Below are 14,542 nucleotides of genomic sequence, written 5' to 3'. Positions count from 1 at the left end.
ATTTATTTAAATTATTTTATAGTAAAATGCTGTCAATAAATAACATAATGGAAATTGCGAATTCTGCGTTAAATGCCAATGAAACGGCAATGAACGTAGAAGGCGAAAATGTCGCTAATGTAAACACGCCTTTTTATAATAATGAAAATCCGGTGTTTTCAGCGGCTCCACCGGTTATAGGCGCGCCCTATAATTATGGAACCGGCGTTAATTTAACGGCAATACACAGACAGACGGATTCGTTCGTGCAGAACGAGGTTAACAGCGAGACGACCCAGAACAGCTATTATAACACATTGTACCAAGGATTGCAGCAGATACAGAATGTTTTTAACGATACTTCAGGTTCAGGATTTAATTCTTCCATTACGACATTTTTTAACGATTTACAGAATGTCGCAAATAATCCTTCAAGCACCGCTCAGAGAACAGTTTTGTTATCCGACGCAAAAACGCTGACGGGAGATATAAATAATGCATATACGACGATTGCCAATACCGTCGCATCGACCGGAACTTCCATTAAAGGAGTAATTCCTGAAATTAATTCTTATACGTCGCAGATTGCCTTTTTAAATCAGCAGATTACATATGCCCAGAATGCGGGCAGCAACGCCAACGAATTACGCGACCAGAGGACGGCGGCGGTAAATAGTCTGTCTAAACTTGTAAATATTTCATATTATGAGAATCAGAACGGAAAGCTGAATATATCGCTTGGCGGAAATGCTTTAGTATCAAGCGACACATCGTATAATTTATCGACGCAGGTTAACGGCAAAAATCCGAGCTCTTTAGAAATAATGTTAGATGGTCCGGATTCTACGGTGAATAACATTACTTCAAGCGTAACGGGCGGTACGCTGGGTGCTTACGTTTATCTGCAGCAGACGGCAGCGCCGTCTTACATAAATCAGCTTAATTCCGTTGCGGCGTCTATTACCGACAACGTAAATGCGGCGCAATTTAGCGGTTTCGGTCTTGACGGTTCTACCGGAAATTATTTTTTTAATCCTGATTTAACAACCGCTGCAACGACAAATTCTTCAACTGCAAAACCTGTAACCGATGCTACAATTTCAACTGGCATGGTTACTAATCCTCAGGATTTGACGGGGGATAGTTATACTATCACAGCCAGTAACTCTTCAGGAGCATTTTCAATAACAAACGATACTACCGGCAAAGCGTTAAGCAGTTCACAATATACGGTAACCCCTTCAACTAATAATTATGGGCAGAGTGTATATACAATAAATTTTGCAGGGGTTTCAGTTAATATTACGGGAACTTCCACAACAGGTACGGCTCCTGCAAAAGGAGACACTTTTACGGTAAATCAGTTAACTACGGCGCCTGCTTTTACTATGGCGGTTGATCCTAATTTATCTACTTCTCAGATTGCGGCTGCTTCTGCGGTTTCAACTGCTGTTAATCCAAGTAATACCGGCAACGCGACGATAAGCGCCGGTTCGGTTATTAATCCGACATCTTCAACGGCAGGAACGAAATTTTCAAAAAGCAATCAAGGCGGGCAATATACAATAACTTATGATGGAGTTGGAAGCTCTAGCTCAACAGCCGATTTTACAATTACGAACAATAGCACAAAAGATTCGCAAGAAATAACAGGCGTTCCAAGTACTGTAAATTCATCGGGGCAGCAAGTGTATTCTCTATTTTTCGGAAACCCGCCTTCTTCTTCAGGTAATGTAGCTAACGGCAATCAACCTGAGAACTTTCATGTCAATATTACCGGAACTCCCGTCAACGGCGACAGTTTTACCGCAAATATTTTAAGTCCTTCAAGTTCTACGTCCGTTACAGGCAACGGTTCTAATCTTAACAGTTCCTATTTGACCCCTATGACACTGTCTCAGATGAATGCGGCAGGCTTGCAGGGCAATAACGGCAATGCCCTTAATATGTCTAATATTCAGAATACCGACGTTCCCATAAACGGAACTACTCAGACTATATCGAATTATTATGCTTCTATCGTTTCAGACATTGGAACGGCGGCGCAGAGCAGCAACACAAATTATACAAATTCGACTTCCGTTCTTACAAATCTTAATAATCAGCTTTCTTCGGCAGTGGGGGTAAATTTAAACGACCAGATGACAAATCTGACTAATTATCAAAATTCATATGAAGCGGCGGCAGCTCTTTCAAAGTCCGCTCAGACTATAATGACGGCTCTTTTAAATATGGTGCCGTGATGATGCATGATGCCGTATCAATTTGGTTTATATTTAATTCATAATGTAATAAAAGCAATCAAAATATAAAAGTCGGTTTGGTGTATATTTAATTTATAGCGCAATAAAAGCAATTAAGTTATAAAAGGTGGATAGTCATGATTCAGATAACAAGCAATATGATATATAATAATATCAATAATCAGTTAGACAATGAGAGCGTTTCTATTTATAATCTTGAAGACCAGATTTCAACCGGACTGCAGATAAATCAGCCTCAGGATAATCCGGCAGGACAGGTGAATGTTCTGTCCTATCAGAATTCTTTATCGAACCTTACCCAATATACTTCTAACGTAAGTCAGGCAAGCGAGATAAGCGCTCTTGCGTCTTCTACCGCAAGCAATGCCATAAGCGTCGTAAATACGGCTAAAACTTTAGCGCTTCAAATGGCTAACGGAACTAACAGTACTGCAAATAACCAGGCTGCCGCCAATCAGGTAGGTCAGCTGATTAACGAAATACAGCAAATTGCCGGCACAAATTATAACGGCGAGAATATATTTACAGGAGAAGATACATCTATTCCTTCCGCATATACTTCTTCAACGGCGTATTATACACCGCCGTCATCTACAAGCGGTGCGCCGGTGCATATTCCTTACAAGGTCTACACTTATGCCGGAAATAACGTTCAACAGAAATATCAGATAACCCAAGACGAAACTTTAGCACCCAGCGTGACGGCTGATGAAATGTTCGGCAGCGATAATCCTCCAGCTTCGAATTCTTCCTCTACATCTACTATCCCCATCGCTTTACTGTCGGTTTTATCTTTATTTCAGTCTGAGCTGAAGTCTAATACTTATGCCGCTAATTCCAGTCTTATAATTAACGGATTAAGCAAGGGATTAAGCCGGCTGACTGCAGCCCAAGCCACTATCGGCACTAAACAGGAAAGACTGACTGAACAGACTACAAGCTATCAGACGGTTAACGCCAATATTCAGCAGCTTTTGGGCGATACTCAGGACGTTAATATCGCTCAGGCAACGACAAATCTCACGCAGGCGCAGACGACATATCAGGCGACGCTTGCAATGAGTTCTGAAATAACGCAGCTGACGCCTATGCTGTTAAAATACCTCGGATAATAAATAAAATTTGAGCTCGCTATAGAATAAGTTTTGTATTTTTGCGAAGTTAGTGTTAAAATACCTCAATAATAAATAAATAAATAAAATTGCAACAATTAAAAAAAACAGGTAAGTTAACTGGCTGTATAAAATAAATAATAATAACTAAGCGACTATGCTCATATTAAACAGACGGGAAGGCGAAAGTATAAAGATAGGCGACGATATAGAGATAGAGATAGTTTCGGTCAACGGAAACAGCGTAAAAATCGGCATAAACGCCCCGCAAGAAGTTTCTATTCTCAGAAAAGAATTGTATGACAGTATAATTTCTGAAAATATAAACGCATCTATGGTTGATTTAGGGGTTGATTTAGGGGTTGATTTAGGGGTTGATTTAGAAAAATTGTCTGAACTGAAATTTTCCTTGCAACAATCCGAAGAAAATATAAACAATAAAAAATGATATAAAAAAATATATAATATACAATTTCATATAAAAACATTAAGTACAAAATAAGTATAAAATTGAGGTTTTAGAGTGAACAGCGAAACAATTTTAGTGAAGAGCAAATATTATCCCGATGGAGTAGAGGTAGAAAAGGTTAAAATTATAGAATTTCTAAAACCTATTCTCGGGTTTAACGATTACAGAAAATTTTGCATTTTAAACGTTGATAAAGAAAAAAATATACCATTTTTTATTCTGCAGAGTGTTGACAACGAAAAGCTATGTTTTATAATTACCGATCCTAATACTTTTTTTAATGATTACAGCGTGCCTGTAACTAAAGAAGAAAAAGAAATTTTAGGATTACAGGATGAAAGCAAAGCTATAATATTTGTTATAGCAAGTATGACGGCGGATATAACGAACGCTACAGTGAATCTTAAAGGTCCGATAGTAATTAATACATTGACGCATAAGGCTATACAATGCGTTCTTATTAACGAAAATTATACAACAAATCAAAAACTGCCTATAATTAAAAAAAGCGAAACGGAACAGAAGATGAAGCAAGAGCAGAAGAAAACTGATTTGTAATATTAAACATTGTAATTATATAAAATATACGTCATAAAATATATTTGATATTATATTTGATATCTAAAAGGACCGTTTAGATTTTTATTCAAATTATTAAAAATTAAAAACTTTTGTTAAGTATGCGTATGTCTTATTTTTTTATTTCTTTCCTCTTTTGTCTATAACTATTTTTGAACCGGGCGAATTTTTTGCTTTCGATTTTAAAGCTGAGGTTATTTCACTTATTTCACCGTAATGAGATACTCTTTTGTTGATATCCGGAATTATCGCTACCGACAGCGACATTAATGGAATCTGTCTTAAAACGTTAGACCTGTCATAGGTTTCTATATAGCCGTTTGATTTATCCGTTTCATCGTAAAAAGACGGTATTATTTTGTCAAAATTTGAAATTATATTACTGCAAATTTCTACAATATCTTCAGGATGAGAAATAGCTACAAAATCGTCCCCGCCTATATGTCCGACAAAAACTTCCCTGCCGTGCCTTTTGCGATTTTTTGATATGTCATATGCTGTTGAAGCTATGAGTCTTGAAGTCAGCATTATTATTTCATCGCCGCTTAAAAAACCGTATTTATCGTTATAAGATTTAAAATTATCAATATCGATATAAGCGAAAGAACAGTTTATATTGTTTGTTATCCTTTTTTTTACTTCGTTGATTATTGATGAATTTCCGGGTAATTTTGTCAGCGGATTGGCATCTAATTGAGTTCTTGAAAACAGCAGAGATATTTTTACTTTATAGAGCAGCTCATTCTTTAACAGCGGTTCTTTCACGTAGTCTTTCATAGAACAGCAGTCTAAATCTATAATATTTTTAAAATTAAAATTGCGCGGCAGGATAAAAACTAATGGTATATTGCTGATTATATTATCTTTCTGGATGTTGTCAGTCATACTGTAAATATCGTGATAAACGGCATAGCAGTCTTTTTTTGAAGCCGTGCTGCTGCAGTTTTTATCAGAGAATGATGATGAAGCAGAGGCTGAAACCATCGGTTCGGCAGCAATAGAATAATCGGATAATTTATTATATTGATTGTTATTGTTAATATTTTTACCGTTATCTTTATTTTGAGTATTTTTGTTTTCTATCCTATTGATACGGACGGCATTTAAGTCTGTTATTTTATTGTCTGTATCCGTTTCTCCAAATATTTCATACCTTAAATCTACTAAAATAAGAGAAGGGGGAGATACATAAACAGAATAGTATGCCTGATTTATAGATTCGTAAAATTGCAGGTTGTAATTATAGAGCTCTTTAGTAAAATATTCCGTCAGTTCAAATTCTTTTTTTGAAACAATAAAAATAATTTCTTTGTTTTCATGCATTTTATTTTAGCAATAGTAAGTTTAGTTATCTTGGAACAGATTTAATTTTAGTAATTGATATATTTTCTATTTCTATAAACTATTTTAGGCAAATCTAATTTTAGCAGTTAAGAATTGTAAGCAGTTATTAACAATCTTAGTTAAAAACATTTAATTCATCTTTGAAATAGTAAATTTCTTCAATAATTTTCTTTAAGAAATCTAAATCTATAGACAGTATTTCCATTATTTCATTTTTAATTTCATCAACATAAATGCTGCCTGAAAAACCTATTCCAAGTGATTTAGTTAGAATGTCGGATAAATTAACTATTGCGGTTTCAATTATATAGTTATTAGAGGAATATGCCTTGTTTTTATTGTCGGCTATTGATTTTACATTATAATTTTTATTTATATTTTCATTTTTGTATAACATCATAAAATCGTGATGAAATCTTATAGGTGTATAAATGGAAGCAGGATAATTCCACGATTTAGTTAAATAATATCCAACGTCGGCGTGAGATATATCTAAAATTTCCTTTTCTGCCTCTGAATAGACCTGTTTCTTTTCTTCAGCTAATTTGATTATAGAGTCGAAATCGTCTCTGAATTTTATTGCGATGATAAGTTTGCCTATATCATGCAGCAAACCGGCAGAAAAAACCAGATCTTCATCTATTAGCTGTTTCTTCCCGTTTATCTGTTTCGCAATATATTTTGCCGTTAATCCGCAAAACAGGCTGTGCTCCCATAAACCTTTCATGGTGTCTTTCATTAATTCAAAAACCGAAGATGTAATTATAATGCTTTTTAATGTATTAGAACCGAGCAGAACAAGAGCAAGATTTAAATTATAAATCCTTTGCGGAAAACCGTAAAAAGGGGAGTTGACTATTTTAAGTATTTTTGCCGACAAACTCATATCTTTTGTCATTAAATTACCTATATAATTAACTGAGATAGTGTCGTCTTCCATTAAGCTATTAATTTTATAAATAACCTCCGGCAATGAAGGAAGATTATCCGTCATTTTAATAGCGCTCATTATTTCATCAAATTTATCTTTTTTCATAATTAGTAATCTAACTAACCTAACCTTGATATTCTTGAATTATGACTTTTTTTATAATATTTTTAATATCTTCCATTAATTTTATATTGCCGACGAGAATAAACCTTTCTTCAATATCCGACAAATCATTTTCCATTGTCCTGCCGTTAAGATAAGAAACGTCGGCGCCTTCATCCGTCAAGCTGCCGTTATTTGCAATATATACGTAAAATATGTGCTGTTTTTTTATCTGATTAATTATTAAATCGGTTAATATTGACCCCTTAGATAATAATACAACCCCGTTATCTAACACAATGCTTTTAGCTAAAACATTCCCTTCGGAAACTTCTTCAACTTTTATTCTTTTCATTTATATCAATAATATTATTTGATGAATTTATTTTTTACGATTATATTGAACTTAGATTAAACGGCTGTTGAATTTTTTCAATACTTATTATATCATATTTATTATAATCTATAGCAGATAAGCAATTAGTTTATATTATATACCGTATATAGTCTGTATATTATATAGTCTGTATATTATATAGTTAGTATCATAGTATAGTTTATATATTATACAGTTAGTATATTATATATTAATATTTTAATAAAGCAAAAATATTTGCAGTGAAAATGATATATCTATATTATAATTATAGTATTACAATGTTAATTATTAAGCAAAAATATTTGCAACTAAAAAAAGACATATCTCAAAAAAAGCATATCTATATTATACAATATTATCATGAAATTATCTAAAATCTGTCGTGAAAAATTAATTGATTTAAAAATAGATATTGCAGGAAGGATTCTTGTATTGAACAAATATATACTGCTTATTATACTCGAAGAAAGAGAAAATATTAAAAATTTAGCAGATATATTAAACAAAAAGAAATTATTTATAGACATTATTGCCAAAATTAAAATAGACTATAATAATATATTAAAATTGAATAAAGCTGAAATGGACAAAATGACAATTTTAAGAAAAATTATTTCAGATAATATTAATATTGAAAAAAACATTGTCGATAAATTTTCTGCAAAACAGGAAAATTTAGCCGAAAAAATAAAATTATTAAGAAAGATAGGCTATGCTATGAAAGCATATGAATCTAATACGAATAACGTATAATTCTAAATTGCAGAATAATTTTTAAATAAGGTTAGATTAGTTATGATAGACTATGAGGCATATTTTTACAAAGACCAGGAAGTTATTATTAAGTCAGGAAACAATAATTATAAAGGTTATATTTCAGACTTAAACGGAGAATATATTTTTGTTATTCTATATGCGCTATTTAAAGAAGACGACATATTAAAATTTGATTCCGGCAGCGAAGTGAATTTTGCCGACCGCGCCGCAGATATTAATATAGACAATATTATATCCGACATACATGATAAAATCGACGACAACATTCTGATTTACGAAGACATTAAGGACGCTTACGTTGTAAAAGTTAAGATAGACGAGATTATTAAAGGAAACGATAATATTGTTTTAAAAATTAAGGTATCTGATGCACCGTCCAAAAGAGAAGGAAGGGAATTTTTAAGAGTCAACGCGTTTTTGCAATTCTCTTATGATAAGATAAGCGCAGATGAGTTTCATAAGTTAAAAGAAGAATATATTTCTAAACCTTCTTTTACCACTTCGGTTTACGGTATATATAAAACTAATATACCCAGATTGTCATCTTCAACGCCTGTAATAGACGATATGGGAGTGCCCATAAATCCGAGACTGGAAAAATTATTAATTGCCATAAACAGCAAATTAGACATAATACTTTCCCTGCTAAATCCTGAAAAATCTCTGCTTTCCAATATAGAAGAGCAGAAGGTATCTATCAGCGGTTCTGGTATTATGTTTAATTATCCGGTTAACGGCGAAAATAAAGATGCTCAAAATGACTTTGCAAACTTAAACTCAAACTTAAATGTAAATTCTAACTTAAATATAAACTCATTAAAACACGGCGATTATTTGAAAATGACTATATTATTTCCTGCTATACCGCAGTTTATCATCAAATTGCTCGCTCAGGTTGTGAGAATAGAAACTGACAATAATTATTCCGTCGCATGCAAATTTTCGGCAATTAACGAATACGACAGGGACGAGATTATTAAATATACCCTTGAAAGACAGAGACAGCAGATAAAAAAATCTTCACTTTAGATTAGCTTACATACCATAATTAACTTATTTATTTGCATTATGATTTTGGAAGTTCATTGTTAAGAAATGTAGAAAGAACCACGATATTAACCCTTCTGTTTAAAGCCCTTCCCTGAGCGGTTTTATTTGAAGCTACCGGTCTGTATTTTCCATAGCCGGAAGCAGAAAGTCTTATCGGCGGAAATTTAACTTTTTTTATAAAAAATCTAAGAACATTAACGGCTCTGGCGGTGGAGAGCATCCAGTTATTGGGATATTTAAAGGTATGAATCGGCGTAGAATCTGTATAACCCTCAATAGACAGGTTGTTTTTAACTTTTAAAAGCGAAGATGCGATATATTTTAAAAGAGGATGAAATTGCCGTAAGATTTTAGCGCTTCCCGAATTAAAAAAATCAGACCCTTTAAGCGAAATAGTCAACCCGCGGGTTGACCTGTAAATTCTCAGAGACGTTCTGTATGTTTTGTTGCCTTTTATATATTTTTCAATACCCACAGAAATCATATTAAAAACATGCGCTTCGTGTTTTTCTTCTTTTATAAGTTTTTTATTCTGAGCAGAAACTTTAGTGGAAGGCGCAACTTTCGGAACAATTAATTTAGGGGTTGACGCGAGGTTTGGTTTAGATTTGGATACGGTAATAAATTTGTTGGCTCCGAAAGCCTGCTGAATAGAAACAGCAAGTTCTTTTAAACGGACATTGTTCACCTTTGAAATTGCAAACATAACTATAAAAAACGACAGCAGAGTGGTCAAAAAATCGCCATAGCTGATCATCCATCTTTCTTTATTAGATTCCGCCGGGGGTTTTCTTCGTCTTAAACTCATAACTGTATTATATCATATTTTTAATTTATTTAATTTTTAAATTATGATAGTTAATTTTTATTATCGCTGCTTGTCATTATTATCAAAAAATAGAACTCATCTTGCGTTCTTTGCTTCATATATTGCTTTTTGGCTTTCGCTCAAAAATGATTTCAGCTTTTCTTCTATAAGTCGTGGATTTTCACCATTTTGAATTGACTGGACTCCTTTAAGCACCAATTCATTTTTCAGCGTTTTTTCTTTTAATCTTATTTTTAATTTACTTGCTATAGGAAACAAAATAAGATTTGCAAACGCCAGACCGTAAAGAGTAGCGGTAAAAGCAACGGCAATGCCGGCGCCCAACTTATTTGGATTATTTAAATGCTGCATGACGTGAATCAGACCTAAAACAGCGCCTATAATACCGAGTGTAGGAGAGTATCCGCCTGCCTGTTCAAAAATTTTTACGCTTTCTTCTCCGAAATCTTCTAAATTGCCTAATTCTGTTTCCATAATCTCCGTAAGCACTTGAGGGTCTATGCCGTCAACTACTAATGATAACGCTTTTTTCATAAACTTGTCGTCAGAGGTTTCAACCTCTGCTTCCAGAGCAAGAACGCCGTTTTTTCTGGCTTTTCCGGCAAAATCTATAATATCTGCTATAGTGCTTTCATAATCGACTTTTTCAGAAATAAATACATCCTTAATGGACATAACCGCTTTTTTTAAATTTGGCAGAGGATTACCGGCAATGGTAGCGCCGCATGTTCCTATTATGACTATAGTAAGACCTATAGGGTCCATTAATTGCATAATAGTCGAGCCCTGCATGGTATTTGCGGCTATTAAACCGCCCAATGCCATAATAAAACCTATAATTGATGCTAAATCCATATTTTTATACTTTTTTATGTATGCTTATATTGAGTTGAGTGTCTATTTAATTTTAATTATTTATTGTTAGTTATTCTTAGTTATTCTTATTTATTTTATTTTATATTGTTTTGTTTATTTTAGTTATTTTAATTTATTTTTTTAATTTATATTACAATAGATAATTTGATATACAATATTAACAGCCTAATTTTTTTTAATAAAATATATAAAATATTATATTAATATTATCAAATTTATTTCATTTTCTCAAGATATTATAAATAAAAAATTGCATAATTTTCTCAATATTCATTCGGTTATTAATAATCTGAGCGGTTCAGATAAGGGGAAACAGCTTAAAATTTATCAATTGTCGTCAATAACCGCCTCAGGACGCCGGCTTATATTTGCAGTGTTATTATAAAAATATTCTGTAATTTTTATAATATATTTAGTATACTATAGATATTATGACGGAAATAATAAATAATCTAAGAAATTATTCTAATAAATACTTATTAAATGTCTATTTTTTTTAATACTATATAAATATTATGACGGAAATAATAAATAACTTAACAGATAAAGATAAAATAGACAAAACAAGTAATGCCGACAACGGCGGCGTAAGTGCCGGTCGTGTTAAAAATATCGCCGCCGCTAAAACGGCGGATAGCTCTGGCAATATAAATACAAAAGACAATAACGATATAACGTCTGCCGAGATGAGCGAGATAAAGCTTGTTGCGTCAAAATTTGAATCGATTTTTTTAAATATACTGTTTGATTCTATGTCTAAAGAAAATAGCGGCGGCACATTTGTAAATCACGGCAGCGCTTATAAGATTTTTAATTCCATGATGTACCAGTCGATTGCAAATGATGAATCTTACGGCAGAGGCATAGGAATTGCAAGAATGATAGTTAATTATTTTAAAGAAAATCCTTCATTAATAAAAAACAGTTTAAATATTTCAAAACTAAAATCAGAAACATCTGAACTGTCCGGCTCCAACGATTTTATGGAAGCCGTAAACGCTTCAGAGAAATATCTGGGTAATGCAAATATTTTAAATAATTATAAAAAGTTAAGCGCTTTAAATAATCAGGCAGACGGCGGCGGCTATAACGGCAATATTTCCGACAATACAGCTTCAGATTATACTTCCGGCGTATACACATCAATAGACAGTTTAGCGAGGGCAGCTTCTAAAACGTACGACCTGCCTTATAATTTAATTAAGGCGGTTATAAAAACTGAATCCGGTTTCAATCCTTACGCGGTCTCGCCTAAAGGAGCCGTCGGATTAATGCAGGTAATGCCTCAAACCGCCGAAGAAATGGGCGTGGCTGACGTATCAAATCCTGCGGCTAACGTGTTTTGCGGAAGCCTTTACTTAAAAAAAATGATAGAGCGCAATAACGGAAATATAGAACTGGCTCTTGCCGCCTACAACTCAGGGCAGGGTAATGTGGATAAGTACGGCGGGATACCGCCGTTTACAGAAACGCAGAATTATGTAAAAAAAGTTTTAAATTATTACAATGAATATAATGAAGGCGCCGGCGGATGAGATGCCGGCAATAGATAACAAAAATATAGCAATGTAGCAATATAGCAAAATAATTTTAAAAGGAAATTTAATAATGTCTATTTTTAGAAGAAATAAAGCGGCAGTGATTAATTTTTCAGGCGCCATAACATCGCAAAGTATAGCCCCTTATGTTTCTTTAATAAAAAAAATTGAGAAGACCGATTCGATAAAAGGCGTTCTTTTTACTATTGACAGCCCAGGCGGCAGCGCTATACATTCTGAACTTTTATACTTTGCAATAGAAAGATTAAAGAAAAAGGGCAAAAGAGTGTACGGGTATCTTGAACTTGCAGCATCCGGCGGATACTTAGTCGCTTCATCATTAGAAAAGCTTTATGCTCCGCCGTCCGGCATAATAGGTTCGATAGGAGTAATAAGCATGAAGCCGGTATTGAAGGAAATATTAGGCAAAATCGGCGTTGACTACGAGATTTTAAAAAAAGGCAAATATAAAGATATGTGGTCCTTTACCAGACATTATACAGACGAAGAAAGAGCGAGCATAGACGAACTTCAGGAAGATATTTATCTAAGATTTATAGAAATAGTTTCGGAAGGAAGAAAAATTCCTAAAGACGATGTTTTAAAACTTGCTACCGGAGAATTATTTTCTTCTAAAAAATCATTATCTAATAAACTTATCGACGAGATTTCTGATTTAGATAAAGCAATAGAAGATTTATGCAAAGAAATAAACGTAAATCCTGAAAAGGTTATCTATATGCAGATCAAAAAACCTTTTTTTCAAAAGATAATTAACAGGTCAATGGTCGGAATAATCGAAGATATATATTACAATTTAATGTTCTAGCCCAATTTAGCATTATGCTCAGTCATAGTAAATTAATTTAAATATTTTTATATTTGTTTATTATTATTTTCATTTTTATATTATATAGTTGTGGTTATGGGTAAAATTATAAATTTAAAAGAATATTTTGATGCGCTGAATAATACCGAAACTTACATTATAAACGGCAATATCACAAAAGCCGTCGGTCTTGCTATCGAAACAACGCATCCTTACTTATCGGTCGGCAAAATATGTAAAATCATTAACAATAATAACGGCAATAATAGTAAAACCGCTGACGGCAACGAAGAGTTTATTACCGCAGAAGTTATAGGCTTTAAAGACGGTAAGGCTATTCTAATGCCTTACGGCGATATTTCAGGAATAAATCAAAATAGCAAAATAATACTATTGGACGAAGAAGAGAAATTTCCCGTAGGAGACAATCTAAAGGGCAGAGTGGTTGATGCCTTTGGGAATCCCATGGATGATAAAGGCAAAGTGATATGTTCGGATTATGCAAGGATTATTAATGAGCCTCCTTCGCCATTATCGCGAAGCAGAATAAAAGAAGTTATGGATGTGGGGGTCAGGGCGATTAATGCGCTCTTTACTGTAGGAAAAGGTCAGAGAATAGGTATTTTTGCCGGTTCAGGCGTAGGGAAAAGTACCCTTATGGGTATGACTGCAAAATATACCTCTGCAAGCGTGAATGTTATAGCTTTAATAGGTGAAAGAGGAAGAGAAGTTAGAGAATTTATAGAAAAAAGTCTCGGGGAAGAAGGACTGAAAAAATCTATTATTATTGTCGCAACCTCCGATAAATCTCCGCTTGTAAGGATGAGAGCGGCGTTTGCAGCAACCTCGGTAGCGGAATATTTTAGAGACAGGGGCGAAAATGTTTTATTAATGATGGATTCTCTGACAAGATTTGCTATGGCTGTCAGAGAAATAGGATTGGCGGCGGGAGAGCCTCCTACGATGCGAGGGTATACGCCTTCCGTTTTTTCCGTTTTACCAAAACTTTTAGAGAGGGCGGCAATATCTGATAAGGGAAGCATTACCGGCATTTATACCGTTTTAGTGGAAGGAGATGATTTAAACGAGCCCATATCCGATACCGCAAGGTCTATATTGGACGGACATATCGTATTGTCGAGAAAAATAGCCGAGGAGGGAACTTTTCCAGCTATCGATCCTTTGTCAAGCATTTCAAGGGTTATGCCGGATATAGTCTCCAAAGAGCATCTTGCCAAGGCGAGAGAGGTTTTAAAAACTATTTCGGATTACAGAACTAATGAAGACCTTATAAATATCGGAGCATATTCAAAAGGCTCTAGCAAAAGTATTGATTTCGCAATTGACAGCATAGACAAAATAAAAAATTTTATAAGACAAAATTTTGACGAAGAATGTTCTTATGATGAAAGCGTAATTCAATTGCAGAAACTTATTTAACTAACATAGAACATACAACTACAACATGTAGCATATATTAAAAC

Annotated in this window: 14 protein-coding genes; 9 read left to right on the top strand and 5 right to left on the bottom strand. The window is 33.8% G+C overall.

The genetic code is table 11. From position 1 onward, the window contains the following. Positions 1-26 precede the first annotated feature (26 nt). The 4 genes from flgK (at position 27) to EVJ46_08315 (ending at position 4,382) form a co-directional block, all read left to right on the top strand. Positions 27-2,222 carry a flagellar hook-associated protein FlgK gene (flgK, locus tag EVJ46_08330; GenBank protein ID RZD16184.1) on the top strand — a complete coding sequence of 732 codons (2,196 nt, stop codon included), beginning with the start codon at positions 27-29 and terminating at the stop codon, positions 2,220-2,222. 137 nt (positions 2,223-2,359) lie between these two features. Beyond that, positions 2,360-3,355 (top strand): hypothetical protein, encoded by a 996-nt coding sequence (locus tag EVJ46_08325; GenBank protein RZD16183.1) that lies wholly within the window; start codon positions 2,360-2,362, stop codon positions 3,353-3,355. Positions 3,356-3,512: 157 nt separating this feature from the next. Then, positions 3,513-3,803 (top strand): carbon storage regulator, encoded by a 291-nt coding sequence (gene csrA, locus EVJ46_08320; GenBank protein ID RZD16182.1) that lies wholly within the window; start codon positions 3,513-3,515, stop codon positions 3,801-3,803. Positions 3,804-3,878: 75 nt separating this feature from the next. After that, a complete protein-coding gene (locus EVJ46_08315) occupies positions 3,879-4,382 on the top strand; it encodes a flagellar assembly protein FliW (protein RZD16181.1) in 504 nt (167 codons plus the stop codon). Positions 4,383-4,523: 141 nt separating this feature from the next. Here EVJ46_08315 and EVJ46_08310 read toward each other — a convergent pair whose 3' ends face one another. The 3 genes from EVJ46_08310 to EVJ46_08300 all read right to left on the bottom strand — a co-directional run bounded on the left by EVJ46_08310 (position 4,524) and on the right by EVJ46_08300 (position 7,135). Then, positions 4,524-5,726, bottom strand: a complete 1,203-nt coding sequence (locus EVJ46_08310) for a GGDEF domain-containing protein (GenBank protein ID RZD16180.1) — start codon at positions 5,724-5,726, stop codon at positions 4,524-4,526. Between the two features lie 136 nt (positions 5,727-5,862). After that, entirely contained in the window at positions 5,863-6,783 is a 921-nt protein-coding gene (locus tag EVJ46_08305) for an HDOD domain-containing protein (GenBank protein ID RZD16179.1), read from the bottom strand. A 19-nt stretch (positions 6,784-6,802) separates the two neighbouring features. Next, entirely contained in the window at positions 6,803-7,135 is a 333-nt protein-coding gene (locus tag EVJ46_08300) for a hypothetical protein (protein RZD16178.1), read from the bottom strand. 384 nt (positions 7,136-7,519) lie between these two features. Here EVJ46_08300 and EVJ46_08295 point away from each other — a divergent pair, with 384 nt between their 5' ends. Both EVJ46_08295 and EVJ46_08290 read left to right on the top strand, forming a co-directional pair. Further along, positions 7,520-7,912, top strand: coding sequence for a hypothetical protein (locus EVJ46_08295; protein RZD16177.1), 393 nt, complete (start codon positions 7,520-7,522; stop codon positions 7,910-7,912). 42 nt (positions 7,913-7,954) lie between these two features. Next, positions 7,955-8,965 (top strand): hypothetical protein, encoded by a 1,011-nt coding sequence (locus tag EVJ46_08290; GenBank protein RZD16176.1) that lies wholly within the window; start codon positions 7,955-7,957, stop codon positions 8,963-8,965. A gap of 37 nt (positions 8,966-9,002) precedes the next feature. On the opposite strand, the gene EVJ46_08285 is transcribed toward EVJ46_08290, so the two are convergent. Then, positions 9,003-9,794, bottom strand: a complete 792-nt coding sequence (locus tag EVJ46_08285) for a chemotaxis protein MotB (GenBank protein RZD16175.1) — start codon at positions 9,792-9,794, stop codon at positions 9,003-9,005. A 96-nt stretch (positions 9,795-9,890) separates the two neighbouring features. After that, a complete protein-coding gene (locus EVJ46_08280; protein RZD16174.1) occupies positions 9,891-10,670 on the bottom strand; it encodes a flagellar motor protein in 780 nt (259 codons plus the stop codon). Between the two features lie 536 nt (positions 10,671-11,206). Here EVJ46_08280 and EVJ46_08275 point away from each other — a divergent pair. The 3 genes from EVJ46_08275 to EVJ46_08265 all read left to right on the top strand — a co-directional run bounded on the left by EVJ46_08275 (position 11,207) and on the right by EVJ46_08265 (position 14,498). Further along, a complete protein-coding gene (locus tag EVJ46_08275) occupies positions 11,207-12,226 on the top strand; it encodes a hypothetical protein (GenBank protein RZD16173.1) in 1,020 nt (339 codons plus the stop codon). A 73-nt stretch (positions 12,227-12,299) separates the two neighbouring features. Next, the gene (sppA, locus tag EVJ46_08270; protein ID RZD16172.1) at positions 12,300-13,058 is read left to right on the top strand and encodes a signal peptide peptidase SppA; all 759 of its coding nucleotides are present in this window, start codon (positions 12,300-12,302) and stop codon (positions 13,056-13,058) included. A 96-nt stretch (positions 13,059-13,154) separates the two neighbouring features. Then, positions 13,155-14,498, top strand: a complete 1,344-nt coding sequence (locus tag EVJ46_08265; GenBank protein RZD16171.1) for a FliI/YscN family ATPase — start codon at positions 13,155-13,157, stop codon at positions 14,496-14,498. Positions 14,499-14,542: the final 44 nt, after the last annotated feature.

The organism is Candidatus Acididesulfobacter guangdongensis (assembly GCA_004195045.1).
GTDB lineage: Bacteria > SZUA-79 > SZUA-79 > Acidulodesulfobacterales > Acidulodesulfobacteraceae > Acididesulfobacter > Acididesulfobacter guangdongensis.
The sequence above is the reverse complement of the archived record's forward strand: the minus strand, read 5'-3'. Positions and strand labels throughout refer to the sequence as shown.

Coding starts and splice junctions, on each gene's coding strand:
- flgK (RZD16184.1), top strand. CDS start 27: ATGCTGTCAATAAATAACATAATGGAAATTGCGAATTCTGCGTTAAAT.
- EVJ46_08325 (RZD16183.1), top strand. CDS start 2,360: ATGATTCAGATAACAAGCAATATGATATATAATAATATCAATAATCAG.
- csrA (RZD16182.1), top strand. CDS start 3,513: ATGCTCATATTAAACAGACGGGAAGGCGAAAGTATAAAGATAGGCGAC.
- EVJ46_08310 (RZD16180.1), bottom strand. CDS start 5,726: ATGCATGAAAACAAAGAAATTATTTTTATTGTTTCAAAAAAAGAATTT.
- EVJ46_08305 (RZD16179.1), bottom strand. CDS start 6,783: ATGAAAAAAGATAAATTTGATGAAATAATGAGCGCTATTAAAATGACG.
- EVJ46_08300 (RZD16178.1), bottom strand. CDS start 7,135: ATGAAAAGAATAAAAGTTGAAGAAGTTTCCGAAGGGAATGTTTTAGCT.
- EVJ46_08295 (RZD16177.1), top strand. CDS start 7,520: ATGAAATTATCTAAAATCTGTCGTGAAAAATTAATTGATTTAAAAATA.
- EVJ46_08290 (RZD16176.1), top strand. CDS start 7,955: ATGATAGACTATGAGGCATATTTTTACAAAGACCAGGAAGTTATTATT.
- EVJ46_08285 (RZD16175.1), bottom strand. CDS start 9,794: ATGAGTTTAAGACGAAGAAAACCCCCGGCGGAATCTAATAAAGAAAGA.
- EVJ46_08280 (RZD16174.1), bottom strand. CDS start 10,670: ATGGATTTAGCATCAATTATAGGTTTTATTATGGCATTGGGCGGTTTA.
- EVJ46_08275 (RZD16173.1), top strand. CDS start 11,207: ATGACGGAAATAATAAATAACTTAACAGATAAAGATAAAATAGACAAA.
- sppA (RZD16172.1), top strand. CDS start 12,300: ATGTCTATTTTTAGAAGAAATAAAGCGGCAGTGATTAATTTTTCAGGC.
- EVJ46_08265 (RZD16171.1), top strand. CDS start 13,155: ATGGGTAAAATTATAAATTTAAAAGAATATTTTGATGCGCTGAATAAT.